Genomic DNA, 24,695 nt, shown 5'->3' with positions numbered 1-24,695 from the left:
ACAGTCCTAAACAAGGGCGAATAGAGGAGTAGTAAAGATGATCCTTTGCGCGGGCGAAGCCCTGATAGACATGTTGCCACGTCAAAGCACGGAAGGTGAGGACGCATACGCTCCCTATGCCGGTGGCGCGGTGTTCAACACCGCCATCGCCCTTGGCCGCCTGGGCGCAAAGGTCGGGTTTTTCTCCGGCTTTTCACAGGATTTCTTTGGCGACCTACTCAAACAGAAACTGGATGAAAGCGGCGTTGACGCATCGCTGGCCATTACGGCAGACCGGCCCTGCACGGTTGCCTTTGTCAAACTGGTCGACGGCCATGCGACCTATGCTTTCTACGACGAAAACACAGCCGGCCGCATGTTGAGCCTACAAGATTTGCCGACCCTGCCCGCAGACATCGGCACGGTTTTTTGCGGTGGGATCTCTCTGCCCGTTGAACCCTGTGGTGCGGTCTACGAAAAACTGTTCGTGGATGCCTCCGCGACACGCGTCACCATGATCGATCCGAACATTCGCCCCGGATTTATTCGCGACGAAGCCCGTTATCGTGCACGTATCGAACATATGCTCGCGCATGCGGATATCGTCAAAATCTCGGATGAAGACCTCGACTGGATCGTTGGAAAAGGCGATCTGGACACGCAGGTCGCGGGCATTTTGGAAAAGGGTCCAAAGCTCGTTTGCCTCACCATGGGTGGTGAAGGTGTGCGTGGCTACACCGCGCGTGGTGCCGTCACCGTCAAGGCCGTGAAAGTCACTGTCGCCGATACCGTCGGCGCGGGGGACACCTTTAACGCAGGCCTCCTCGCCAGCCTTCAGGAGGCGGGAAAATTGACCAAGGACGCAATCGCGACGCTTGACGATGACACCATCCGCGCAGCCCTGACATTGGGGGCCAAAGCCGCCGCAATCACCGTATCACGTGCCGGGGCAAACCCGCCTTGGGCGCGCGAACTGTGAGGGCACTGGTTCAACGCGTCAGCGAAGCCAGCGTGCGCGTGGACGGCGAGGTTATCGGACAGTGCGGTCACGGGCTTTTGGTGCTGGTCTGCGCCATGGCGGGAGACACGGAGGCTGAGGCAGAAAAGCTCGCAGCCAAGGTCGCCAAGCTGCGCATTTTCCAAGATGACGCCAACAAAATGAACCTCTCCATCCGCGACGTTGGTGGATCTGCCTTGGTCATCAGCCAATTCACACTCGCGGCAGAGACCAAAGGCAACCGGCCCGGGTTCTCCAATGCCGCGCCCCCCGCAGAAGGGCGCATCGGCTACGAGGCGTTTTCGCAGGCCCTCGCGGCCAATGGCGTGCCGGTCGAAACCGGTCGTTTCGGCGCGGATATGAAAGTCAGCCTGATAAACGACGGGCCCGTCACCATCTGGCTCGACACCGTCGCGTCCTAGGTTTCAGGTTCGTCCTCGGTGAAATCGGCCACGTCGAAACTGACACGTAGGGTATATCGACTGTCGGTTTCGATCACCTCGTTTTCACCTTCAAGCTGCGATGTGAACGCCCCGATCAGCTGGTTGCCCAAACCCGTCCCGTCCTGCGCACCCAGCGTGAGAAGCAATGGGCCCTTTGAGTTGGTAACCTCCAACACGGCCTTTGTGCTGTTGGGATCCTTGCGCAGCAGAACACCCATCTCGACCGATCCGCCCTTCTGACAGCCTGCGTATTTCATCGCATTGCTTAGAGCCTCAGACACTACCAGCGACAATGGCACCGCCTGATCGGGATAAAGGACAACGCGATCAAAGTGCTCTTCCACCTCGATTTTCGCCTCTCCTTGACGACCCGCGGTGAGAACGTTTTGAACGATGGAGCGTAGCAATTCATCCGCCCGCACACGCCCTTGTAGCGAGGTTTCGTAGAGATTGCGGTGCACGGTAGCGAGGCCCATGACCCGTGTCTGAACATCACCGAGCGCGCGCCGCGCATCATCAGTTTTCGCGCGCCGTATCTTCATGCTCACAATGGACGAAATGAGTTGGAGGTTGTTTTTGACCCTGTGATGCACTTCGCGCAGAAGCACGGTTTTGTCGTGTAGCGTGTCTTCCAGCTCCGCCTCGTCATGCAGGATGCTCTTGGCCATCAACGCCCATGTTTCGTCGATTTCACGAAATTCCCGTGCAGGTCTGGGTCGCACGTTTTCAAGCGTCGCAAACTGTCGAGAGCGCATGAACAACAACATTCGCGCCCGCAGGTTTCGCGTCGGGCGGATCACCTGACGCTGGATAGCGACGTAGGCGACGGTCAGGCTGGCCAGCCACATAATGACCGGAAACAGCAAAGGTGCGGTTGTCCAAATACGCTTCCACGTCAGGCCGAGATCGTCTGCGTCCCAACTCCCGATGCCGTAGATCAGGTCAGGGATGATCGGAACGACCGCAAAAACGCGCCGCTCCCCGTTTATCGTCATAGCCGTGAAGGCACGGTTTCCCCCAAAGGCAAAAGACCGAAGATCTCGCCCCTCCGGGAGACCGTCCGCGATATGGGACAAACCGCGCTCCGAGGAGAGGGGTTCGCCATCGACATTGAACGTCACGAGATCAACGGGGCGGCCACTGGCCAGCTCTTCGAATTTCTCGAAAAGCCTCGTGTGAGGGAGCGACACCGCCGCATAGCCATTGAACTCACCGGCCTCGGTGAAGGCGGGTTTGGAGATGATGACCACGGAGGTTTTGGAAATCGGGGCGTTGACGTTCACCGTCGCACGAATGCGCGGATCGTCCATCTGTTGTTTGAACACCGGCAGGTCCGACACGTCAACTTCAGAGCCGGCACTGGAACAGGTCGTCTTACCCTCTGGGCTGACGTAGCCGACAAAGGAAAATGACCCTTCTTCATCGCGCAGCTTGCCCACCAACTCGTGGCACAACTCCGGCGTTTGAGACAAAGTCGGCGCGAGGGCCGCGACCGCTTCGGTGGCACCGAGCGCTGTGCGCAGCATCCCTTCCTCGACCGCCGCAGCTTCCGAGGTGAGCGCGAGCAAAGCCGCCTCATTCTGCGCACGGCTCTCCTTGAGGAGAGCCATCGTTTGCGCAATCGCGATGATCCCGATTGGCAATAGCGCCAAAGCGAGGATAAGGGAGACGCGAACCGCGAGGCTATCTGCCTGCGCGGCCATTTTATTCATCATGCGCGAAAGCCCCCGGTGGCGGACTGGGACCCGATAACGGCCATCGTGGATTTGTCCGTCATATCCATGCTGTCGTCTTCGGACAGATGCAAAAGCTCCGCGAGCTTTTTGCGACCGCGGTTCACGCGGCTTTTGATGGTGCCCACGGCAACGCCACAGGTTTCGGCCGCTTCCTCGTAGGAAAAACCGCTGCCCCCCACCAGAGTAAGCGCTTCGCGTTGCTCATCGGGCAGTTTGGCAAAGGCAAACTCGAAATCCCGCATGGCCAAGCGACCGTCATGTGCAGGCTTTTCGGCCAGACCACCCGCCATGACGCCATCCACATCCTCGACTTCGCGTTTGGCGCGACGCCGGCCGGAGTAAAATGTGTTGCGCAGGATGGTAAAGAGCCATGCGCGCATGTTTGTGCCCGGCTCGAAGGTCGCGATCTTGCTCCATGCCTTTACGATGGTGTCCTGAACCAGATCGTCCGCAGACGACCCGTCACGGGTCAGCGACATCGCAAACGCGCGCATTGCGCCGAGGTGCTGAATGATTTCATCACGTGGATCGCCGGATTTTGACGCCGGATCGTCGCCAACAGGTGCTTTCATTGGGAATTCTCCCCATCATCACCGGCATCCGGATCAGAAGAGGCTGCATCCTGTTCTTTCAATTGGGCAAGAAGGGCCGCAAACCGGTCAGGAACGGGTTCCTGAACGGTTTTCTCGTAAACCTTCTTTAGATTCGCTTCAATCTGGGCCTCAAAGCTGGAATTTTGTTCCTGGCGAGCCATTATCTGTCCTGCACATTTTTCATTGTCGATTTATGGGAACTTAACGCAGGTGTTTGGCGTTTAGTTCCCGTCGACTCGAAAAAAGGTTAGAAAAAATGACAGTGACACCACAAGCACCCAGCTTGGCCGAGATTATTGCGGGCCATCTGCCCTACTTGCGCCGCTACGCACGTGCTTTGACGGGGAGCCAGAAATCCGGGGACGCATATGCGGCGGCGACCCTTGAGGCTCTTTTGCAGGACCGGTCTGTTTTCACAAAAGAGATCAGCGAAAAGGTTGCCCTCTTCAAAGCCTTTCATTTGATCTGGAACAGTTCCGGCGCGCCTGTCGCAGAAGCGGACAGCCTTTTGGCAAAACGCGCGCAGGCCCATATGGAACGTTTGACCCCGAACTCGCGCGAGGCATTGCTATTGGCAACGATCGAAGAGTTCTCGACTGCTGAAATCGCGAAAATCATGGATACCGACACGGACGATGTCGCGGCTCTGGTTTCGGCGGCCCGCGCGGAAATGCAGGACAGCATCGCCGGTCGCGTCCTCATCATCGAAGACGAAGCAATCATCGCGCTGGACCTGCAGTCCATCGTCTCCGACATGGGTCACACAGTCACCGGCGTTGGACGCACCCGTGAAGGTGCGGTGAAACTGGCGGCCAAGGAAAAACCCGACCTCATCCTGTCCGATATCCAGCTTGCCGATAATTCGTCCGGCATTGATGCGGTCAACGATATCCTTGCGGAAATGGACGAACCGGTGCCTGTGATCTTCATCACCGCCTTCCCCGAACGCCTCCTCACCGGTGAGCGGCCTGAACCGGCCTTTGTGATCACCAAACCCTACACCGACGAACAAGTGTCCTCTGCGCTGAGCCAAGCGATGTTCTTTTCGTCAACCGAAACGCTTCTCGTCTAACGCGCGACACGTCGAACCAAACAAAAGCCCCGCCGGTAATTCCCGCGGGGCTTTTTCGTGGCTTCATGCCGGGGCGGGTTATTTCCCCAGTGTCGCGCGCAACATCCATGCGGCCTTTTCGTGAAAGCCGGAGCGCGCCGTCGCGAGGTCTGCGGTTACCGGATCATTGGCCCCTTCGGCGGTTTCGATGAGCGCGTGCAGGCGATGCGCCACGCGTTCGTGATCCTCGGCCAGATCCGCGATCATTTCCTCCGCGGTCATTTTGCCATCGGTTTCCCCAACCGCGTGATCGCCAACAACATCGCCGATTTTCGACGGCGCTACGTGGCCCAGCGCGCGGATACGTTCCGCCAGCTCGTCGGTCGCCGCGAAGAGGTTATTATATTGCGTCTCGGTCAGTTGGTGGATCGGGTAGAACATCGGCCCTTCCACGTTCCAATGGTAAATGTGCGATTTGATCAACAAACGGTAGGTGTCGCTGAGCACGTCGGCGAGACCATTTGCGACCTTTGATGTGTCCTTGGTGCCAGTGTCGAAGTCTTTGACCTTGGCGACGGATTTAAGTGCTTTTGCCATGATGTGTCCTTTCAGGATTCAATCGGATTTGGGGGTTCCGGCGCGGGTTAAACCGGCGGGTTGCCCCGCATCGCACGTGCGATCATCGCGATCACGAACAGGGCGATGAATACGAAGAACAGAATTTGCGCGATCCCGACGGACGCAGAGGCGATGCCGCCGAAACCAAAGAGGCCCGCAATGAGAGCCACGACGAGAAATGTGATTGCCCAACCAAGCATGGGAAGTCTCCTTGATGCATGTGTTTTCGACGCGGATAGATCCGGTCGTTCTGGGGTATCAACGGACCGGTCCGCGTGGTTGTTCCAAACTTTATTTCATCGCCTCGGCGGAACTTTCGCGCCGCGCCCCGCGTTGAGTGAGCGAACTTGAAACGCAAACAGCACGAAGGAGAAACGTCATGGCACGTTCCACCGCTGCGACAGAAAATGCGACAACCGAAGACCTTCAGGCGCAGATCGCGACCCTGAAAAAAGACATTTCTTCGCTCACCAAAACCTTTGCAGATTATGGCCGCGCCCAAGGTGAACAGGTGCGCAATGGCGCCACAGAGGCCTATGATGCGGCCCGTGTCGCGACCGAAAAACAGGCAGCAGACCTGCAAAAACAGGCCCTCGCCGCCTATGGCGACGTCGAGAATAAGGTGCGCGAAAACCCGTCCGCCTCCATCGGCGTTGCTGCCGGCCTCGGATTTCTGGTGGGCCTCGTCACCGCGGCACGCCGCTAAGGGCGCGTCATGGGCTTTTCCCTCCGCCATAAAGCACGCGCCGCCGCGCGACAGGCCGCTCTGGGCGCAGTCGGCGCCACGTTGATTGTGGTGGGCGTCATGTTCTTGACGCTCTCGGCCTACATCGCGCTGTCACTGGCGACAGAGCCCGTGGTTGCGGCTCTGATCCTCGGGGGCGCCTATTTGGGCACGGGGCTCATAACCTTGGCCTTTATCGGACCAAAGGAAGCTGATCACGTCCCTCCCCGTGATCAGCTCACCGCAAACGGTGACACGCTCGCATCCGCTTTCCTCCAGGGGATGCAAACCGGCACAGTCGTGCGACAGACGTTGCGCAACTGAACGCCACGCGCAAAAAATGCGCCCCTGAAACACGGGGCGCATTTTCTTTGTTCGGGTGGCTAGAATTCAGATCCGGAAGATCGGCTGGAATATCCGCGGGATGAGAGAGGAGAATTTCAACGGCGCGTCCGAGGCGGCCAGACAAATACATGCCTCACCCTGCTCTGCAATCGGCGTATGCTCCAAATCACTGTCCGCAACTTCAAGATCGCCGCGCCCATACCGTCCCGTAACATCGCGAAACGCGCCCTGAAGAACGAGGGTCAGTTCCAGCCCGTTGTGGCTATGGTCGGGCACCTCATATCCGGGCGAGATTTTCAACAATCGCACGGACCCCGCCGCCCCATGTTCCAGAATACATTGGCTCGCACCGGGACCGAGGCTGCGCCATTTCGGTTTGCGCCCGCCCAGCGCCTCGACAACCGGCGCGGGCAATGGCCCGTCTGCCTGAACCGGCGCGGGTTCTGGCGCGACTTCGTCATCAAGCGACGCCAAAACGCGCTCGCGAAGATCGGACGAAACCTCGATCGGCTCGAAACTGTCCAAAATCGCGCCCCCCGCCGCCTCATGCGCCAACATGGCCGCACGGCAGGTTTCACACAGCGACACATGCGCCGCAACAACGACCCCGAATGGACGCGGCAGCGCGCCCGATACATAGGCAGCCAACAGGCTGTCGGGAATATGGTGATGGATGGATTGCATCGCTCTCACCTGTCTCCTTTCAATTCGTGTCGCAACCGCTCGATACCGAGCCGGATGCGGGATTTTATCGTCCCCAGGGGTAGGCCGGTTTCGGCCTGAATTTCTGCGTGCGTGAGATCGCCCATATAGGCACGCTCCACCACGCTGCGTTGTTCGGGGCTGAGCGCGGATAGCGCCCTGCGAAGCTTTGCCGCCTCCTGTTCAAGGGCGACGATTTGCTCGCCGTCAGCTTCATCAACCGTGGGCTCAGAGAGATCTTCGGGCACAGGCCTGCGTTCGCGGCGAATGATGTCGATCTTTCGATTGCGCGCGATCTGGAAAACCCAGCCGGCAACATCTGCGCGCTCGGGATTGAAACTGGCCGCCTTGCGCCAGACTGACAGCATGACGTCCTGCACGATGTCTTCCGCCTGCGCCGCAGACACGCCCGAGCGCATCAGCATACCGCGTAGTCGCGGCCCGAAGTGATCAAACAGACACGCAAATGCCGCCTTGTCGCGGTGATCGCGCACCGCAAGCATCCATGTCGTTTGCGCCGAATAGGCAATTGGCTGGCCGTCTTGCACCGGGGAATTCCCCTCCGCGATCACGGGGTTGCATGGGCGCACAGGAGCGCTCCACCTCTCATATCCCACATGTTCAATCTGGTTCAGCATATGTCAATTACGCGCGTAATCGACCCATGGATCATACGTTACTGCAAAAAATATCTGGGGACCCGAAATCGCGCAATCACCACCCACCTAACCCGGCATAAATCACCCGAGACCGGCGGGACGTCACACCTTCAACCATGCAAATGCGCGGGCTAATGCCCCTTTGGCATCACGGGTCACGGGCGAACCATGCGCCATCACCAGTTTTTGCGCAGGCCAAGCCAATATGCGCCTCATTGCCTCCCGCGCCGCCTGTCGGTCCTTAAACGCCACACGGAATTTCCGTGGAACAGCAGGCTCCGGCGAGACCATCAGATCCAGTTTCGCGACGATTTTACGCCATCCCGAAAACCAGTTGTCAGGAAACTGCTGGAGCAGGTCCGTGAAAAGCACCGTTTCACTCCGCCTGTGGAAAAAGACCACCTCCGAGGTTATCGCGTTACCCTGCACGACCACCTGATCAATGTCACCGGCCCAAGCAGCGTTGGCTTCGTCCCCTAGGTCTTCGTCAAAGCGGATATCGGGCCGCTTGTCGCGCAACTTGGGCGGCGCATAGGTTTTTGCGGCGGGATATGCGCGTTGCCAATCGAGCACGGACAAATGATGGAGCGAGTTTGGCGCCACGATGTGAGCCACAACACCCAGCGCATCAACCTCAGCGCGAAGCTCATCACTCAGCGCGATGGGCGACCACACAAACAGGCTTTCGTCAGACAGCCGGATGAGAACCATGCGGGTGGGATATCGAAACCCCAAAACCTCAACTGTCGATCCGTCCGTCGTCCAGATGTCATCGCCAAACTTTTCCAACATATCCGACCCGTTCTGAGCACGCTCAAAGCGTAAAAGATATCGCCGCGCCTGACCAGTTGCCCCACCCTCAACTCATAGTGAAATTCCGGCGAACACAGAAATGTCGGGGCAATTGCGCCCGAATATGATCCAGTGTGGCGCAATGTGCGTAAAGCGTATGAACAAACAAAAACGGATAAGAAAAACATGTCGTTCGACGCACCGTTCCGCCCCAAACGACGCATCGCCATTGTCGGTGCAGGAATCTCCGGCTTGGCCAGCGCCTATCTTCTCGCACCCGATCACGACGTAACGGTGTTTGAGGCCGAGAACCGGTTGGGTGGTCACGCACGAACGATCATGGCGGGGCAACGTGGCAATGTCGCCGTGGACACAGGGTTTATCGTTTTCAATTATCCCAACTACCCGAATTTGACGGCGATGTTCGATGCCCTAGACGTGCCGGTCAAAAAGTCTGACATGTCGTTTGGCGCCTCCATTGACGGCGGGCGCATCGAATATGGGCTGCAAACCCTCAATCAGGTTTTTGGCCAACGCCGCAACATGGTGCGCCCCGAATTTTTGGGGATGGTGCGTGACATCCTGCGGTTCAACAAAGGCGCGATTGACGCGCTGCGCGATGACAACCAGACCATCGGCGACTTGATCGACGAAATGGGGCTGGGCGATTGGTTTATGCGCTACTACCTCATGCCGCTGTGCGGTGCGATCTGGTCTACCCCGCCCGCAGGCGTGCGCGCCTATCCGGCCGCCTCGCTGGTGCATTTCTTCAAAAACCACGCATTGCTGTCCACGACGGGTCAGCATCAATGGTGGACCGTTGATGGCGGTTCGATCGAATATGTCACCCTTCTGGAAAGACATCTGCGCCGTTTGGGCGTGACCTTCCATATGGGCGCAAAGGTCCGCGCCGTTACACGCACCGCAAACGGTGTCACAATCCGCGCTAAAGGTGGCGTCGCGATGCATTTCGACGAGGTCATTATGGCCAGCCATTCTGATCAGTCCCTCGCCATGCTCACCGACGCCACGCCTCAGGAGCAATCCGCGCTTGGTGATCTGACATATCAACCCAACCGAGTGCTCCTCCATGCAGACACCTCCCAGATGCCCAAACGGCGTTCGTGCTGGTCGTCGTGGATTTACAAAGCGGACAATGCGGGGGCCGAGACAAAGCTCGGCGTGACCTACTGGATGAACCGTTTGCAGGGGCTGCCGGAAAACGATCCCCTGTTCATTTCCCTCAACCCTGCCAGCTCGGTGCGCGAAGAGCTCATCTACGACGAAGTCTCTTTCGATCACCCTCTGTTCGACACTGCCGCGATGGCCGCGCAGAAACGTCTGGCCGCGCTTCAGGGCACAAATCGCACGTGGTTCGCAGGCGCATACATGCGCAACGGTTTCCACGAAGACGGCTTTCATTCGGCCGCAGAAGTCGCCCGCCAGATCGCCGACACCTCGGTCGCAATGGCCGCGCAATGACCCATTGGCCCCAACACATCGCCGGGCATACCGTCCACGGCAGACGTGGGGGGCCTCGCAATTCGTTTCGCTATGGCGTGGATTGCGTCCTGATCGACCCCGATGCCACAGAAGGTCCGCGCCTTTTCTCGCGCAACGGGTTCAACCTCGCTTCCGTGCATGATCGCGACCACGGCGGCCCTCTGACCCAAGGTATTGGGGCCACCTGGGCGCGCGCAGCCTTTGCGCAGGCAGGGTTGGGCGACCTCCGGTTGGAGTTGCTGACGCAGCCACGGTTTCTCGGCTATGCATTCAATCCGGTGTCGTTCTGGTTCGGTTGGCGCGGCGCGGACCTCATTGCGGTCATTGCGGAAGTGTCGACCCCATTTGGCGACCGCCATTCCTATCTCTGCTTCAATCCCGACCATGCACCGATCCGCAAAGATCACCGCATTACCGCCCGAAAACACCTGCACGTTTCCCCGTTTCAGGATGTGGCGGGGCTGTATCATTTCAATTTCGACATCGACGCGCAAAAGATTGCCATCCGCATTTTCCACGAAAACGGTGCCAAAGGCGTCATAGCGACCCTGCATGGCAAACGTGCCCGCTTAACCAATCGCGCGATCCTGCTGGCGACCCTGCGCCGCCCGTTCGGGCCGATGCGCACGATCGCCCTGATCCATTGGCAGGCACTGAAACTGAAACTGAAGGGCGCGCGGTGGCGCAGACAACCAACGCCCCCGACCCACGAACTCACCCTACCCGAGGCCTCCTCACATGACTTTTGAAGGACAAACATGGTGGCTTATCGGGGCATCTGAGGGCCTCGGACGCGCAATTTGCGAACAAATGACCGCAAAAGGCGCAACAATGATTCTCTCCGCGCGCTCCCAGGACCGGTTGAGGGAACTCTGCGCAGAATTTGGCGGATGCTCGGCGCTCCCGCTGGATGTCACAGACCCCGTGTCCGTCAGATACAGTTTCGACCTCGCACAGAAGGCGGATGGCATCATCTATTGCGCGGGCTTCTACGAACCGGTGAGCGCACCGGAGTGGGACGCAGAAGCGGTCGAGCGGATGATTGACGTCAACTTCACCGGCGCCGTGCGCGTGCTCTCCCATATCGTCCCGCATTTTGCGCGTCGCGGTCACGGGCGCATTATGTTGATCGGATCTTTATCGGGCTATCGCGGCCTGCCGGGCGCGATCGGATATGGTGCGTCAAAGGCGGCGCTGATGCATCTGGCCGAAAACCTTTTGGTCGATCTCGGCGGGAGCGGCGTCTCGGTACAAATCGCAAATCCCGGATTCATCGATACCCGCCTGACGAAAAAGAACGATTTCGCCATGCCCCAAATGATGACGCCCGACGCGGCCGCACGCCACGTTGTGCGCGCCCTTGAGCGCGGTCGGTTTGAAACCGCATTCCCGCGCCCCTTCGCATGGCTCTTCACGATGGGGCGCTACCTGCCGCGCACGTGGTTCAACCGTATCTTCAAATAGCGCCAACTGGACGTGGCGCGCCGTTTGGCCTAAAGCCTCACGCCATGACCACGACCGCCAAAATCCACGTCCCGGACGAGACCGCGAGTACCGCCCTCGCGCAAACCCTCGCACCGCATTTGCGGGCGGGCGACATTGTGATGCTCGACGGGGCACTGGCGGCGGGAAAGACGTTTTTCACACGCGCGCTCGGACTGGCGCTTGGCACCGACGATCCGGTAACGTCGCCGACCTACACGATTGCCAATATCTATGATCTGCCGCGTGGAAACCTGATTCATATCGACGCCTACCGCCTTAAAAATGAACGTGAATTTCATAATCTAGGGCTCGAGGATGACATGGAGCGTGCCATCACGGTCATCGAATGGGGTGCACGTTTGGGGGATGCGTTTCCCGAAGCGCTTTCGATCCGTATCGATCTCGCGAACGGCGAAACCGCGCGCAGCTACACGGTGACGGCCACGGATGCCCGATGGGCCCCTGTGCTGGAGGCTTTGGCATGAGCGCTTTGACACTGCTCCTTCAGGTTTCCAATGGCGCGCCCATTCTCGCCTTGGCCGAGGGTGAAAACATCCGCTTCGACACGCGATCCGATCCCGCTTTCGAGGACAACCGCGACTACCGCGCCATGTTGGAAGCCGGGCTGCGGACGCTGGGTGCCGCGGTGGGCGATCTCGAAATCCTCGCCAGTGATATCGGCCCCGGCGGTCTGGGCGCCACGCGCACCGGCGCGGCGTTTGTAAACGCGTTGGGATATGCCCTGTCAAAGCCCGTCATTGGCCTTCCGGCCTTTGAATTGTTGGGGCGCACGGTTTGGACGGGCAAAGGACCGGTCGCGATTCTGCGCAAAGCCGCGCGGCCCTTTGTTCATTTCGGAATCTTCGAGAACAATGAACTTGTACGATACGAATATTGCGAACGTGACACCGCGCTCGATGCCGTCAAAAACCTGTCAAATGTCGACATTGCGGGGAATGTGCCTCTCGACGGCTATCCCGCCCCGTTGACCAATGTTGCGGACATGGGAGTCATGGCGAAAATGGCCATGCACGCCCCCGGGCTGCCCAGTGATGCACGGGCCAGACCCATTGTGGAGACACTGCAATGACACCCGATGTCGTGGTCGCCGCCCTTAAGGCGGGCAAAGTGGTCCTACTGGCGACCGATACCGTTCTCGGCCTCGCCGTCTCACCCGCGCACGAAGATGCCGTCGAACGTCTCTACGCGCTCAAAGATCGCCCGCGCGAAAAGAACCTGCCTGTTATGGTCGCCGATCTGGATCAGATTGTTGCAATCGGTGGGATCATGACACCCAGTGCAACCGCGCTGGCGACCAGTGAATTCATGCCCGGCCCGCTGACGATTGTACTCGGCCTCGACCCCGCACGCACACCGGCGTGGCTGAAGGGGCGGAGCGAAATCGCCGTGCGCATTCCCGATGACGATTTCCTGCGCGCGGTCCTGCGGGACGCGGGACCCCTTTTCGTCACCTCCGCGAACCGGTCGGGGCGGCCAACCCCCGCAACCAGCGCCGCCGCCGCGGCCGATCTCACAGATGCACCTGACCTCGTGGTCACGGGGACTTCGCGCACCGAAACACCGTCGACCTTGGTCAATTGCCAAACCGTGCCTCCCAAAATCGAACGTCTTGGCGCGGTCTCGCGGGCGCAAATCACCCAAATTCTGGGGGATGTGACATGAGCCGCTTTGTCCTCGGGATCGAGACCTCCTGCGACGACACCTCAGTGGCCTTGGTGGATCGCAACGGCAATGTCGCAGCGATTGAAACCATGACCCAGTTCGACGTGCATGAAGCATTCGGTGGCGTCTATCCCGAACTGGCCTCGCGGGCGCATCTCGACGCGATCCTGCCGACCGTGCAAAAAGCAATGCAGTCCGCCAATGCGACCCCTGCCGATCTCGCCGCGATTGGTGTCACACGGGGGCCGGGCTTGATCGGTTCGCTCCTCGTCGGGTTGGCCACAGCCGATGCGCTATCTCTCGTGTGGGGCGTACCTGTCATCGGCGTGAACCATTTGCGCGGCCACCTCCGCTCGGTCGGATTGGACGGCGGATCCATGCCTTTGCCGGCGATCGTGATGTTGGTGTCGGGTGGCCATACGCTCATCGCGCGCATGGAAAATGAATGGGACATCTCCCTGCTTGGTTCCACACGCGATGACTCCGTGGGCGAATGCTACGACAAGGTCGCGCGCACGCTTGGCCTCGGCATGCCGGGCGGACCGGCGATCGACCGGCTTGCCCGCGAGGGTACCCCTGCCCTGCGCCTGCCCCGCCCGATGAAAGCGGAGGGGTTCGAATTTTCATTCTCGGGCCTGAAATCCGCTGTCGCCCGTCAAATGGAAAAAGCGCCCGAAACGCCCGTCGCCGATATGGCCGCGGCCTTTGTCGAAGCGACCATTGACGTACTGAGCACAAAGGCAGATCGCGCCCTGAGCGAGCATCCTGCAAAGGCTTTGACGATTGTCGGAGGCGTCGCCGCATCCCCGCAGGTGCGCGAGGCCATGCAGACCGTGGCCCAGACCCACAACGTCACCCTGTGCCTGCCGCCGACAAAATGGGCCACGGACAATGGTGCGATGATCGCCTTGGCGGCGTGGGATTATATCGAGCGCGACATTTCTCCAGCGCCGGTTCCCAAACCCAACCTGCCGTTGGGAACGCCCTGACAAAACGCCGCGCAGGCGCATTGTATACAGCGGGATACATTGACTTGAGCGCGCCGAACCGCTACGCGCATGGGCAACCGGCGCAAGCATTTTGCGCCCGCGGATTCGACCACTGGAGGACACCATGGCCAAGACACCCGATATTATCTACACCATCGTCGATGAAGCCCCCGAGCTCGCGCGCGGATCGCTTCTCCCGATCATCCAATCCTATGCCTCCGCGGCAGGGATCGAGGTTGAAACCCGCGACATTTCGGTGGCCGGTCGGATCCTGTCGATCTTCCCCGACTTCCTCACGGACGATCAAAAGATCACCGATGATCTCGCCGAACTCGGCCAGCTCGTCAAAACGCCCGAAGCGAACGTGATCAAACTCCCGAACGTCTCGGCCTCCGTGCCCCAACTTGAGGCCGCCGTCGCCGAATTGCAGAGCCAAGGCTACGCAATTCCCGACTACCCCGCCGACCCCAAGACCGATGCGGAAAAAGAAATCCGTGCGCGCTACGACACCATCAAAGGGTCGGCCGTGAACCCCGTTTTGCGCGAAGGTAACTCCGATCGTCGCTCCGCAAAGGCCGTCAAAGAATACGCGAAGGCAAACCCGCACCGCATGGGCGAATGGACGAAAGACTCCAAAACCACTGTGGCCTCCATGTCCGGGCGCGACTTCTTTGCCAACGAAAAATCCACGACCATCACCGCGGCGCAGGCCGGTGGCGCGAAAATCGTGTTCACCGCAGCCGACGGTACCGAAACGGTTCTCAAGGACGGTCTGTCATTTGACGAAGGCACCGTTGTTGACGCGACCTATATGTCGGCGTCCGCGCTGCGCGACTTTATACGGGCGGAGATCGCATCCATGCCCGAGGGCGTGCTGTTCTCCGTGCACCTCAAAGCGACCATGATGAAGGTCTCCGACCCGATCATCTTTGGCCACTTCGTTGCGGTCTACATCGAAGAGTTCCTCGCCAAACACGGTGATGCGCTTGACTTCAACCCGAACGGTGGCCTTGGCGCGCTCGAAAAACTGATCGCGGGTAACGCGCAGATGGAGGCCGATCTCAAAGCCGCCCTCGCCGCCCGCCCGCCGCTCTACATGGTCGACAGCGACCGCGGCATTACCAACCTGCACGTCCCCTCTGACGTCATCATCGACGCCTCCATGCCCGCCGTGATCAAAGCAGGCGGCATCGGTTGGGGCCCTGACGGCAAGGCCGCAGACACCAAATGCTGCATCCCCGACAACTGCTACGCGGGCGTTTATGACGAAACCATCGAGTACTTCAAGGAGACCGGAAAACTCGACGTCACCTCCTGTGGCGCGGTCTCCAACGTCGGCCTGATGGCGCAGAAGGCGGAAGAATACGGGTCCCACCCGACGACATTCGAAGCCCCTGCCAATGGCACGATCTCTCTGGTTCTCGCCTCCGGTGCTGTGTTGCACTCCCACGAGGTTGAAAAGGGCGACATCTGGCGGTCCTGCACAGCCAAAAAGGCCCCGATCGAGGATTGGATCCAGCTCGGCATCGAGCGCTACAAAGCCACCGGCACCGCTGCCTTCTGGCTCGACAGTGCACGTGCGCATGACGCCGAACTCATCAAGGTTGTCAAACCCGCGCTGGAAAAAGCCGGTGTGGAAATCCCGATCCTCGCACCGCGCGAGGCGACCCGCTTCACACTCATCAACATGCGTGAGGGCAAGGACGTCGTGACGATCACCGGCAACGTTCTGCGGGATTATCTGACCGATCTGTTCCCGATCCTCGAACTGGGGACGTCGGCGAAAATGCTCTCCATCGTGAAACTGATGCAGGGTGGCGGCCTCTTTGAGACCGGTGCCGGTGGCTCCGCGCCAAAGCACGTCCAGCAGCTACAAGAAGAAAACCACCTGCGTTGGGATTCCTTGGGCGAATTCTGCGCCTTGGGCGAAAGCTTCAACTTCCTCGCAGCGTCGCGTGGCAAGGTGAAAGCCGCAGTCCTCGGTGCCGCCGTTGAGGACGCGACCCAGAAGGTCCTCCTCGAAGGTCGCTCGCCAGAACGCAAAGTCGGCCAGAACGACAACCGCTCGTCGCACTACTGGTTCGCACGTTACTGGGCCGAGGCGCTCGCGGCACAAGGCGAAGACGCAGATCTGGCCGCCCACTTCAAACCGATTGCAGAGAAACTCTCCGCGAACGAAGAAAAGATCCTGGCTGAACTGAAAGCCGCTGAGGGTCAGCCCGCGGATATGGGCGGCTACTACCACGCCGACCCCGCGAAGGTTGCAAAGATCATGCGCCCGTCCGAGACGCTCAACGCCATCATCGGATAAGCGGGTCCCGATAATGATAGAGGGCGCCTTCGGGCGCCCTTTTCGTTGGAGGCCTATAAATCGTAGTCTGGCCAAGGCGCACGGGAAAAGACGCCGCCATCAACATACAACGTTTGGCCGGTTACGAACTGCGCGGCATCCGATGCGAAAAACAGAACCGGACCTGCGACATCTTCCGGCGTTCCCACACGGCCCAAAGGCGTCAGTGCCGCCCATTTGTCTGCGTATCCATCTGCCTCTTCCGCCGTTCGATCCGTCGCGATCGCGCCCGGCGCCACGCAATTCACCCGAATGCCATGAGGCCCGAGTTCCATTGCCGCGACTTTGGTCAATTGCTCGATCCCGCCCTTCGAGGCCGCGTAATCGGCGAGTCTCGGGAAGCCAAGTTTGTTGCAGCCCGACCCGATATTGACGATGGATCCCGCTACACCAGCGTCCCGCATCGCGCGCCCCGCAGCCTGTGTGTTGAGAAAACAACCGCGCAGGTTGGTGCGGATAACACGGTCGAAATCCTCCGCCGCAAGGTCCAGAAGGGGCGACCACGTTTGAATTCCTGCGTTGTTCACCAATAGATCAGGAACGCCGCCCAGGGCTTTTGCGACCGACGCATGACAGGCCGCGACCTGATCGGCGTCACCCGCATCGCATTGAAACGCGCGCGCGCCGGTGATCTCGGCCTCCAGCGTCTCGGCCGCCTCTGTAGAGGCATGATAGGTGAACGCGACGCGATAGCCCGCGTCAGATAGCGCCTTCACAAGACCGCGCCCGATCCCTGTGCTTCCACCCGTGACAATCGCGCGTTTCTCAGTCACCTGCCATGTCTCCTTTTGCGATTGCAATGGTCTTTACCACGGCAAAAACCTTCTGCCCTTCCTCCAACGCCATCGCGGCCACCGACCGCTTTGTGATCCGCGCAAATAGTGGCCCGGCAGGCGTTTCCAGAGTGACCAACACGCTCGCCTCCCCGCCATCGCGAAACCCGACAATGCGTCCCGAGACCACATTAAGGGCCGATATATCCAGAGGTCTGTCGCGCGCCAACATCACGTCAGAAGCCGAAATGCGTACACGGACCTCCACCCCGATATTGGCGGGCACCTGCGGCAGGAAAAACGCCACACCGCCTGCATCCAGCGCGCTCAACCCGTCGCTGTCATGCGAAACCACGCGCGCCGAGATAAGCGCCCCAGCCTCACGATCCCCATCGGGAAGCAGGGCCGGATCAGACAAGACATCCGCAGGCGCACCCGTCGCGATGACCCGCCCTGCGCCGAGAACCACGACCTGTGAGGCCAGTCGCGCGACCTCAAAGACCGAGTGGCTCACATATAGAACCGGCAACCCCGCCTCGTCCCGCAGCCGTTCGAAATAGGGAAGAATGCCCGCTTTGCGATCCCGATCCAACGCCGCGAGCGGTTCGTCGGCGAGCAAAAGGCGCGGTGCGGAAAACAACGCGCGCCCCAGAGCAACCCGCTGCCTCTCGCCTCCCGAAAGCTTCGCGGGGCGACGATCCAGCAAAGGCCGGATGCCGAGCATATCAATAATCCGCGCCTCCTCGGCCTCCCCCAAGGGCGTGCGCGCGTATCGCCGACCGTAACCGAGATTACGCGCGACACTCATATGCGGGAAGAGGCGTGCATCCTGAAACACCGTCGCAATGCCGCGTTGATGAGCAGGCAGATTGATACCCGATTTCGCGTCAAAAAGGACGGTATCCCCAAGCGTGATACGCCCCTCGTCGGGCATCGAAAGTCCCGATATCGCGTTGATAACAGATGTTTTTCCTGCGCCGGAGGCCCCGAACAACGCGGTGATCCCTTGGGGCGCATCAAAGCGCGCAGTGAGATCAAATGCGCCGAGCCTCTGTCGGATATCCACGGTCAACATCACGAACCCGCCAATCGCCGCGCCGCGCGTCGTGCGAGCATTTCAGACACCAATAACGCTCCCGTCGCAATGATGATGGACACCACCACGAGACGTAACGCTGCCCCCTCTCCGCCCGGCACCTGCAGGAATGCGTAGATCGCGGATGGCAGCGTTCTGGTTTGCCCCGGAATGTTGGACACAAACGTAATCGTCGCGCCAAATTCTCCCATGGCCTTCGCAAAGGCAAGGATTGCGCCAGTCAGAATACCGGGCAAGGCAAGGGGTAAGGAAATCGTTGCGAACACACGCATCGGCGGGGCACCGAGGGAGGCTGCGGCTTGCTCCAATTTGGGATCGGCGGCCTCGAAAGAGAGGCGAATGGCGCGCACCATGAGCGGGAACCCCATCACCGCCGCCGCAATCGCCGCGCCGGACCAACGGAATGCGACCGGCAGCCCCACGACCTCCAAAAATCGCCCCATTGGCGCATGAGGACCCAGAATGCTCAGAAGGATGTAACCCACGGCGACCGGCGGCAGGATGAGTGGCAGATGCACCAATGCGTTGACCAGCTGTTTACCGCGAAACTCATATCGCGCGAGAACGTAGGCCACGAAAATGCCGAATGGCAGGCTCGCCAGCGTTGCCCATGTCGCCACTTTGAGCGACAGAGCCACCGCGTCCCATTCTGCTGCGCCAAAACCCATCCCTATTTCTCCGGCATTGTGAAACCGGCGGCGCCAAAGATCGCACGCGCAGTTTCGCTTTGCAGGTAAGCGAGGAACCCGGCGTCGTCACCGCCCCTCACGCGGGCCGCCGGATAGACGATGTCAGGATGGCTGGCGCCCGTAAACTCCGCCACGATACGCACGCGCGGCTCCGCAATTGCGTCCGTTCGATAGACGATCCCGAAGGGTGCTGCGCCCTGCGCCACCAGAGCGAGAGCTGCGCGCACATTATCCGTTTGGGCGACCCGCGTCTCCAGTTCGCCCCATATGCCGGCATCAACCAGCGCGGCTTTGCCATAAACCCCCGCCGGCACGGCATCCACCAGAGCCATGGCCAACCGTCCCGACCCGAGTTGTTCGGGGAGCATTTCAATCTCGAACGGAAGCGCCGTCGGCCCACCTATGAGCACCAGCGCGTTTCCAAGGAGATCTACGCGCGACACAGCATCAATAGCCGCCTCGTTTTCGAGCACATCCATCCAGTCGATGTTCGCGGAGATAAACACATCTGCCGGCGCGCCTGCCGCGATCTGGCGGGCGAGGATCGCGCTACCTGCGTATGAAACCACCACGTCCTCACCTGTGTCATCGGAAAACGCATCGGCAACTGCGTCCAACGGTCCAGCGAGGCTGGCGGCCGCAAACACCGTCACGTCCGCACGGACCATGCCCGCCGACAGCGCGCTAAGTGTCAGTATTCCCGCAGCAATCGTGAGTTTCACCGGATGTCTCCCTTGGCCGCCCATAATGGGCGGCAGGCAGGAAAGCGCAAGACGCTTAGGCGCGGTAATAGTCGCGGTACCACGCCACAAAACGCCTCACGCCCTCGGCCACGGGTGTCTGTGGCGCATAACCAGTTAGTGATGTCAGGAGCGTTGTATCCGCCCATGTTGCGGGCACATCACCGGCCTGCATGTCCATGAGGTTCTGCGTCGCGCTCAGACCGGTTGCGTCCTCGATCGCCTCGATGAAGTCGGTGAGCTGAACTGGATTGGCGTTTCCGATGTTTACAACCCGAAAGGGCGCGACGGGAGAAATGCTGTCCCCCTCCGGCACGATCCCATTTTCGGGCGTCGTAGGGACCGCATCCATGAGGAGACGGATCGCGCGGACCAGATCGTCAATATAGGTGAAATCGCGCCGCATGTTGCCGTGGTTGTAGACATCAATCGGCAGCCCTTCGAGGATCGCCTTGGTGAATTTGAAAAGCGCCATATCGGGGCGCCCCCACGGCCCATAGACCGTAAAGAACCGGAACATGGTGACGGGCAAACCAAAGAGATGCGCATAGCTATGTGCCATGCTTTCCGTGGATTTTTTGGTCGCCGCATAAAACGACATCTGGTGGTCGGCTTTGTCGGCCTCGCGGTAGGGCATCGCCTCGTTCGCGCCATAGGCAGAGGATGTCGACGCCATCAGGAGGTGCCGTGGCGGATGCGCGCGCGCGGCCTCCAGCAATTCGAAAGTGCCCACGATATTGCTTTCCAGATAGGCACGCGGATTTTCGATTGAATAGCGCACCCCGGCCTGCGCCGCGAGGTGGATGACGACATCGGGCGTCTCTTCGGCAAACAGTCCGGCGAGCAAACCGGAATCCTCGACCATGCCATGGACACTGCGATAATTCTCAGACTGTAGCAGCATCGCCTCGCGCCGTTGTTTCAGCGCCACGTCGTAGTAATCCGACAGGCAATCCACCCCGACAACGCGCCATCCTTCATCCAGAAGCAGGCGCGAAATTGCCGCGCCAATAAAGCCTGCAGCACCGGTGACGAGCGCGGTGGGCATATCAGTTTGCGCCAAAGAGGTCTCGGGTGAAGACCTTTTCAGCCACGTCCTTTACGTCGTCCGTCAAACGGTTTGCGACGATGACATCGGCCTCCGATTTGAAGGCGTCGAGATCACGGACCACGCGGGAACCATAGAAGTCGCTGTCCTCTAGTACCGGTTCATAGACGATAACCTCGATCCCTTTTGCCTTGACCCGCTTCATGATGCCTTGGATCGAGGACTGGCGGAAATTGTCGGAACCCGCCTTCATCACGAGGCGGTAGACCCCCACGACTTTCGGGCCTTTGGCGATGATCTGATCCGCCAGAAAATCCTTGCGGGTGCGGTTCGCATCAACGATTGCGCGAATGAGGTTCTGGGGCACTTCGGAATAATTCGCCAACAACTGCTTGGTGTCTTTGGGCAGGCAATAGCCGCCATATCCGAAAGACGGGTTGTTGTAGTGCTCGCCGATCCGCGGATCGAGACCGACACCCTCAATGATTTGGCGCGAATCCATCCCGCCAGCCATGGCGTAGCTGTCGAGTTCATTGAAAAACGCGACGCGCATCGCGAGGTAGGTATTGGCGAACAATTTGATCGCCTCGGCCTCTGACGGGTCGGTGAAGAGGAGTTTGACGTCCTTTTTGATCGCCCCTTCGAGCAGCAACTCGGCAAAGACGCGCGCGCGCGGCGAGCGTTCGCCGACAATAATCCGGCTGGGGTGAAGGTTGTCGAAAAGGGCGCGCCCCTCGCGCAGGAACTCGGGGCTAAAAATGACCTGATCATTCCCGAGCTTCTGTCGCAGGTTGGCGACATAGCCGACGGGGATGGTGGATTTGATAACAATGGTGGCGCCTGAATTGAGTGCGATCACTTGATCAATCACCGCCTCGACGCTCGACGTGTCAAAGTAATTGGTGTCCGCATCGTAGTTCGTCGGCGTCGCGACGATAACGAAATCCGCGTCCGAATAGGCCGCTTCGGCATTTGTCGTCGCAGTCAGGTGCAGATTTCGGTTGGCCAGAAAATCAGTCAACTCGTCGTCGACGATCGGACATTGTCCGTTGTTCACCATGTTTACACGGCGTTCATCGACGTCAACGGCAATGACATCGTGATGTTGAGCCAGAAGAACAGCATTGGACAGGCCAACATAGCCAAGACCGGCAACCGCGATTTTCATACCAAACCCTTTCGTCACGCCCCCTGTTTGGGGTTAGCGCGCATGCCGCGCTGTGGCAATGAAAAGCGGGACGGGACTATGGCGCGGCGCTATGGATTTCTGCGCGGCGTCGCATTTTCGCCGCGCCTGCATAGCGTTGGTTGCATTTTGAGCCGCCGGGAAACCGGAGTGCCGCGGCTCAAATGGCTATCGTGAAATCAACACCCCGTGCGAACGAGGACGGATTTTACGGTTTTGAACACGATGAAGAGGTCGGAAACGAAGGACAGTTTCGTCACATACGCGATATCGAGCGCGACGCGATCGGGGTAGCTGACGGCGTTGCGCCCACTCACCTGCCAAAGGCCTGTGACACCGGGGCGAACGTTGAGGACCGAGGCCGCCTGCGCGCCATAGCATTCAATTTCGGGGGCGGTGACGGGCCGCGGGCCAACCACCGACATCTCGCCTGACAAGACGTTCAGAAACTGCGGCAACTCATCCAGGCTCGTGCGACGCAGAAAACGACCCAGACGGGTGACGCGGGGATCGTTTTGAAGTTTGAATTCCCGATCCCATTCCATGCGAGCTTCCGGATTTTCCGCCAGATGTTGCACCAGTCGCGCATCCGCGTCTGCCACCATGGAGCGCAGCTTCCAGCAGGTAAAACGCTGCCCGTTGCGTCCGACACGTTCATGGCCATAGAACGCGGCCCCGCCGTCCAGTCCGATGATGACCGCCAGAATTCCAACGATCGGCAAAATGATAGGCGCCACCAAGAGAACGAACACCACATCAAACACCCGCTTGCCGATTTGGGCATAGGGGCCACGGGTGCGTTTTGGCATCGAACGCATGCCGGCTGCATTGGGCACTTTCACAGAATAGGCTTCGATCATCCCGTCGTACATATTTCAGCGCTCTCCGCATTCAGGGGCTCCGAAGGCCCCGTAAAAGGTCAAAATCGCGCGCCTTGCACCGACTGAAACGATGCGAATTCGCGTGTCACCTTTTGGTAGCTATTGGAAACTGGTAAATGCGCTCTTAACGCTGAGAGAAGACGTAAAGCAGTCCGCACAACCTAGCGAAAAGCGCCAAAAAAATGGGCGTCGAAAAGGTTAATAGATATTTAATTTGTTACACTTGAGGGAAGTACCTCAAGTATTGCATTAATCTACGCGGCGCATTACCGAGAGAGCGCCAAGGATAGATGGATCCATCCCCGTCATATGGCGCGCAGAGAGCCAAAGAGCGATTGATCCGAACGTAAATGCCGCCACAAAACCGATACAAACGGCCGCTGTTCCACCGCCCATTTGCAGCACGCCAAATGCGCCCAAAGGCAATAGCGCCAGCGTGACCGACTGAACCCAGAAAATCCGCCGACGCGCTCCATGAACGAGAAGGACGAGGTCGGCCTTTCCAAAGAGTGCCTTCACAAATGGTATGGCTACAACAATCCAGACGAGGCCACGCGACTCGATATAATGGTCGCCGAACAGGCGCAGGATTGGCGTTAGAAATAGCGCAAGAGCCAGCGCCCCAATAACCAGAACCACCAGCTTCGCCACCAAGGCAGTGGCGAACAATCGCTGTGCCAAGCGATCTTCTTTTGCGTGGAGCGCGCGCGAAAGCTTTGCGGAAAAACTGACCTCGACGGCAGTCACGGCGAAGCTGAGCAATCCGGCGATGCTCAGTGCCACGGTGACGCGCGCAACCTCGCTCATTGGAAGAACAGCCGACGCAATGACGATCATCAACAGCTTTGCGTTTTCATTCAGCAGCCGAGTGGGCAAAAGGAAGAACCCCGTTTCGATGAGGTTGCGCCCGTTGGCAACCGCAGCCCCTTCAACGGAGCGCGGGCCAACCGCAATGCGCAGCGCCCAGAACTGCGCCAGAAAGGTCAGCCCAGCGCCCAGCGCCAAAATAGAGAGCGCCCTGCCCGACGATAGGTCGTAGCCCGCCCCATAGACCGCCAGCAGGATCAGGAGAAAGATCAAGGGGCGCAGGAATTCGCGTGGTATTTGGCTCAGCACAGCGCGGTCATAGGCGACACCCGTTGCGGCCCATACCTGAACCAGCCCGGAGAGTGGAATGGTAAGGGCCAGAACCGTCGCGCCGATCCACGCCTCGCGCCCTGTAAGACCGTATCGATACGCCACAATCGCGGCGAAGAGCGCACAGGCAGGAACAGCCATAAACGCGATGACGTGCCATGCGAAACGCACAAAACCGCGCGCACGCGCCTCGTCGCCTGCATGGCGGGCGGCCACAACTTCCTTGATCGCCACGGGCGCGAGATTGAGCGTCGCCAATGGCACCAATAACAATGCCAGCGCCCAGAGCGCCGAAACTGTCCCGAAATCCTCCGGCGCCAGAAGACGCGTGAGGAGAACAGTGTACGCCAACGTGGCCAAAGTTCCGCCAACACGCGCAAACATCACGCCTGAGACTGAAACGAGGGCCTGCAATGTCTGCGACGAAGCGAGTCGTTGCCGGATGATTTCCACTATCGCTCCTTGTGCGGGTTGAGCGCTGCTTTCGGCGGGCGCC

General features: G+C 59.5%; 29 protein-coding genes. 13 read left to right on the top strand and 16 right to left on the bottom strand.

Annotated elements, in window-relative coordinates; genetic code table 11:
• Positions 1–37 precede the first annotated feature (37 nt).
• A complete protein-coding gene (locus ABD815_RS00260; protein WP_344841850.1) occupies positions 38–958 on the top strand; it encodes a carbohydrate kinase family protein in 921 nt (306 codons plus the stop codon).
• Positions 955–1,398 (top strand): D-aminoacyl-tRNA deacylase, encoded by a 444-nt coding sequence (gene dtd / locus ABD815_RS00255; RefSeq protein WP_344841847.1) that lies wholly within the window; start codon positions 955–957, stop codon positions 1,396–1,398. Before ABD815_RS00260 ends, dtd begins: the two co-directional genes overlap by 4 nt.
• On the opposite strand, the gene ABD815_RS00250 is transcribed toward dtd, so the two are convergent.
• The 3 genes from ABD815_RS00250 to ABD815_RS00240 are packed head-to-tail and all read right to left on the bottom strand — an operon-like array spanning position 1,395 to position 3,909.
• The gene (locus tag ABD815_RS00250) at positions 1,395–3,134 is read right to left on the bottom strand and encodes a sensor histidine kinase (protein ID WP_344841844.1); all 1,740 of its coding nucleotides are present in this window, start codon (positions 3,132–3,134) and stop codon (positions 1,395–1,397) included. The two genes, dtd and ABD815_RS00250, sit on opposite strands and share 4 nt — an antisense overlap.
• Positions 3,131–3,727, bottom strand: a complete 597-nt coding sequence (locus ABD815_RS00245; protein WP_344841842.1) for an RNA polymerase sigma factor — start codon at positions 3,725–3,727, stop codon at positions 3,131–3,133. The genes ABD815_RS00250 and ABD815_RS00245 overlap by 4 nt, the downstream gene beginning before the upstream one ends.
• Positions 3,724–3,909: a NepR family anti-sigma factor gene (locus ABD815_RS00240; RefSeq protein ID WP_344841840.1), complete on the bottom strand. Its 186-nt coding sequence runs from the start codon at positions 3,907–3,909 to the stop codon at positions 3,724–3,726. Before ABD815_RS00240 ends, ABD815_RS00245 begins: the two co-directional genes overlap by 4 nt.
• A gap of 95 nt (positions 3,910–4,004) precedes the next feature.
• Between ABD815_RS00240 and ABD815_RS00235 the strand changes: the two genes are divergently transcribed.
• On the top strand, positions 4,005–4,820 hold the full coding sequence (locus ABD815_RS00235) for a response regulator (protein WP_344841837.1): 816 nt from the start codon (positions 4,005–4,007) through the stop codon (positions 4,818–4,820).
• Between the two features lie 78 nt (positions 4,821–4,898).
• Here ABD815_RS00235 and ABD815_RS00230 read toward each other — a convergent pair whose 3' ends face one another.
• Both ABD815_RS00230 and ABD815_RS00225 read right to left on the bottom strand, forming a co-directional pair.
• Positions 4,899–5,396, bottom strand: coding sequence for a Dps family protein (locus ABD815_RS00230; protein WP_344841834.1), 498 nt, complete (start codon positions 5,394–5,396; stop codon positions 4,899–4,901).
• A gap of 47 nt (positions 5,397–5,443) precedes the next feature.
• Positions 5,444–5,617: a DUF1328 domain-containing protein gene (locus ABD815_RS00225; RefSeq protein WP_344841832.1), complete on the bottom strand. Its 174-nt coding sequence runs from the start codon at positions 5,615–5,617 to the stop codon at positions 5,444–5,446.
• 179 nt (positions 5,618–5,796) lie between these two features.
• On the opposite strand from ABD815_RS00225, the gene ABD815_RS00220 reads away from it, so the two are divergent.
• Positions 5,797–6,123, top strand: a complete 327-nt coding sequence (locus ABD815_RS00220; RefSeq protein WP_344841829.1) for an ElaB/YgaM/YqjD family protein — start codon at positions 5,797–5,799, stop codon at positions 6,121–6,123.
• 9 nt (positions 6,124–6,132) lie between these two features.
• Positions 6,133–6,465: a phage holin family protein gene (locus ABD815_RS00215; RefSeq protein WP_344841826.1), complete on the top strand. Its 333-nt coding sequence runs from the start codon at positions 6,133–6,135 to the stop codon at positions 6,463–6,465.
• 66 nt (positions 6,466–6,531) lie between these two features.
• Here ABD815_RS00215 and ABD815_RS00210 read toward each other — a convergent pair whose 3' ends face one another.
• The 3 genes from ABD815_RS00210 to ABD815_RS00200 form a co-directional block, all read right to left on the bottom strand.
• Positions 6,532–7,170: a ChrR family anti-sigma-E factor gene (locus tag ABD815_RS00210; RefSeq protein WP_344841824.1), complete on the bottom strand. Its 639-nt coding sequence runs from the start codon at positions 7,168–7,170 to the stop codon at positions 6,532–6,534.
• Between the two features lie 5 nt (positions 7,171–7,175).
• Positions 7,176–7,691: a sigma-70 family RNA polymerase sigma factor gene (locus tag ABD815_RS00205; protein ID WP_344842442.1), complete on the bottom strand. Its 516-nt coding sequence runs from the start codon at positions 7,689–7,691 to the stop codon at positions 7,176–7,178.
• Between the two features lie 258 nt (positions 7,692–7,949).
• Entirely contained in the window at positions 7,950–8,639 is a 690-nt protein-coding gene (locus tag ABD815_RS00200; protein WP_344841821.1) for a DUF4336 domain-containing protein, read from the bottom strand.
• Positions 8,640–8,825: 186 nt separating this feature from the next.
• Between ABD815_RS00200 and ABD815_RS00195 the strand changes: the two genes are divergently transcribed.
• The 8 genes from ABD815_RS00195 to ABD815_RS00160 all read left to right on the top strand — a co-directional run bounded on the left by ABD815_RS00195 (position 8,826) and on the right by ABD815_RS00160 (position 16,610).
• The gene (locus ABD815_RS00195) at positions 8,826–10,121 is read left to right on the top strand and encodes an NAD(P)/FAD-dependent oxidoreductase (RefSeq protein WP_344841818.1); all 1,296 of its coding nucleotides are present in this window, start codon (positions 8,826–8,828) and stop codon (positions 10,119–10,121) included.
• Positions 10,118–10,891: a DUF1365 domain-containing protein gene (locus ABD815_RS00190; RefSeq protein WP_344841815.1), complete on the top strand. Its 774-nt coding sequence runs from the start codon at positions 10,118–10,120 to the stop codon at positions 10,889–10,891. The genes ABD815_RS00195 and ABD815_RS00190 overlap by 4 nt, the downstream gene beginning before the upstream one ends.
• On the top strand, positions 10,881–11,606 hold the full coding sequence (locus ABD815_RS00185) for an SDR family NAD(P)-dependent oxidoreductase (RefSeq protein WP_344841812.1): 726 nt from the start codon (positions 10,881–10,883) through the stop codon (positions 11,604–11,606). Before ABD815_RS00190 ends, ABD815_RS00185 begins: the two co-directional genes overlap by 11 nt.
• Positions 11,607–11,650: 44 nt before the next feature.
• Positions 11,651–12,112, top strand: coding sequence for a tRNA (adenosine(37)-N6)-threonylcarbamoyltransferase complex ATPase subunit type 1 TsaE (gene tsaE / locus ABD815_RS00180; protein ID WP_344841810.1), 462 nt, complete (start codon positions 11,651–11,653; stop codon positions 12,110–12,112).
• The gene (locus ABD815_RS00175) at positions 12,109–12,717 is read left to right on the top strand and encodes a hypothetical protein (protein ID WP_344841807.1); all 609 of its coding nucleotides are present in this window, start codon (positions 12,109–12,111) and stop codon (positions 12,715–12,717) included. Before tsaE ends, ABD815_RS00175 begins: the two co-directional genes overlap by 4 nt.
• A complete protein-coding gene (locus ABD815_RS00170; RefSeq protein ID WP_344841804.1) occupies positions 12,714–13,310 on the top strand; it encodes an L-threonylcarbamoyladenylate synthase in 597 nt (198 codons plus the stop codon). The genes ABD815_RS00175 and ABD815_RS00170 overlap by 4 nt, the downstream gene beginning before the upstream one ends.
• Positions 13,307–14,299, top strand: coding sequence for a tRNA (adenosine(37)-N6)-threonylcarbamoyltransferase complex transferase subunit TsaD (gene tsaD / locus ABD815_RS00165; RefSeq protein ID WP_344841802.1), 993 nt, complete (start codon positions 13,307–13,309; stop codon positions 14,297–14,299). The genes ABD815_RS00170 and tsaD overlap by 4 nt, the downstream gene beginning before the upstream one ends.
• Before the next feature lie 124 nt (positions 14,300–14,423).
• Positions 14,424–16,610: an NADP-dependent isocitrate dehydrogenase gene (locus tag ABD815_RS00160; RefSeq protein ID WP_344841800.1), complete on the top strand. Its 2,187-nt coding sequence runs from the start codon at positions 14,424–14,426 to the stop codon at positions 16,608–16,610.
• Positions 16,611–16,663: 53 nt separating this feature from the next.
• Here ABD815_RS00160 and ABD815_RS00155 read toward each other — a convergent pair whose 3' ends face one another.
• The 8 genes from ABD815_RS00155 to ABD815_RS00120 all read right to left on the bottom strand — a co-directional run bounded on the left by ABD815_RS00155 (position 16,664) and on the right by ABD815_RS00120 (position 24,652).
• Positions 16,664–17,422, bottom strand: coding sequence for an SDR family NAD(P)-dependent oxidoreductase (locus ABD815_RS00155; protein ID WP_344841794.1), 759 nt, complete (start codon positions 17,420–17,422; stop codon positions 16,664–16,666).
• Positions 17,415–18,497 carry a molybdenum ABC transporter ATP-binding protein gene (modC, locus tag ABD815_RS00150; RefSeq protein WP_344842439.1) on the bottom strand — a complete coding sequence of 361 codons (1,083 nt, stop codon included), beginning with the start codon at positions 18,495–18,497 and terminating at the stop codon, positions 17,415–17,417. Before modC ends, ABD815_RS00155 begins: the two co-directional genes overlap by 8 nt.
• A complete protein-coding gene (modB, locus tag ABD815_RS00145; protein WP_344841791.1) occupies positions 18,497–19,186 on the bottom strand; it encodes a molybdate ABC transporter permease subunit in 690 nt (229 codons plus the stop codon). The genes modC and modB overlap by 1 nt, the downstream gene beginning before the upstream one ends.
• 2 nt (positions 19,187–19,188) lie before the next feature.
• Positions 19,189–19,929, bottom strand: a complete 741-nt coding sequence (modA, locus tag ABD815_RS00140; protein WP_344841787.1) for a molybdate ABC transporter substrate-binding protein — start codon at positions 19,927–19,929, stop codon at positions 19,189–19,191.
• 55 nt (positions 19,930–19,984) lie between these two features.
• Positions 19,985–20,995: an NAD-dependent epimerase/dehydratase family protein gene (locus ABD815_RS00135; protein ID WP_344841783.1), complete on the bottom strand. Its 1,011-nt coding sequence runs from the start codon at positions 20,993–20,995 to the stop codon at positions 19,985–19,987.
• A 1-nt stretch (position 20,996) separates the two neighbouring features.
• On the bottom strand, positions 20,997–22,163 hold the full coding sequence (locus ABD815_RS00130) for a nucleotide sugar dehydrogenase (RefSeq protein WP_344841778.1): 1,167 nt from the start codon (positions 22,161–22,163) through the stop codon (positions 20,997–20,999).
• Positions 22,164–22,360: 197 nt separating this feature from the next.
• Entirely contained in the window at positions 22,361–23,053 is a 693-nt protein-coding gene (locus tag ABD815_RS00125) for a sugar transferase (protein ID WP_344841758.1), read from the bottom strand.
• Positions 23,054–23,311: 258 nt separating this feature from the next.
• Positions 23,312–24,652, bottom strand: a complete 1,341-nt coding sequence (locus tag ABD815_RS00120) for a lipopolysaccharide biosynthesis protein (RefSeq protein ID WP_344841752.1) — start codon at positions 24,650–24,652, stop codon at positions 23,312–23,314.
• Positions 24,653–24,695 lie beyond the last annotated feature (43 nt).

It is taken from the genome of Celeribacter arenosi (assembly GCF_039539485.1).
Classification (GTDB): domain Bacteria; phylum Pseudomonadota; class Alphaproteobacteria; order Rhodobacterales; family Rhodobacteraceae; genus Celeribacter; species Celeribacter arenosi.
The sequence above is the reverse complement of the archived record's forward strand: the minus strand, read 5'-3'. Positions and strand labels throughout refer to the sequence as shown.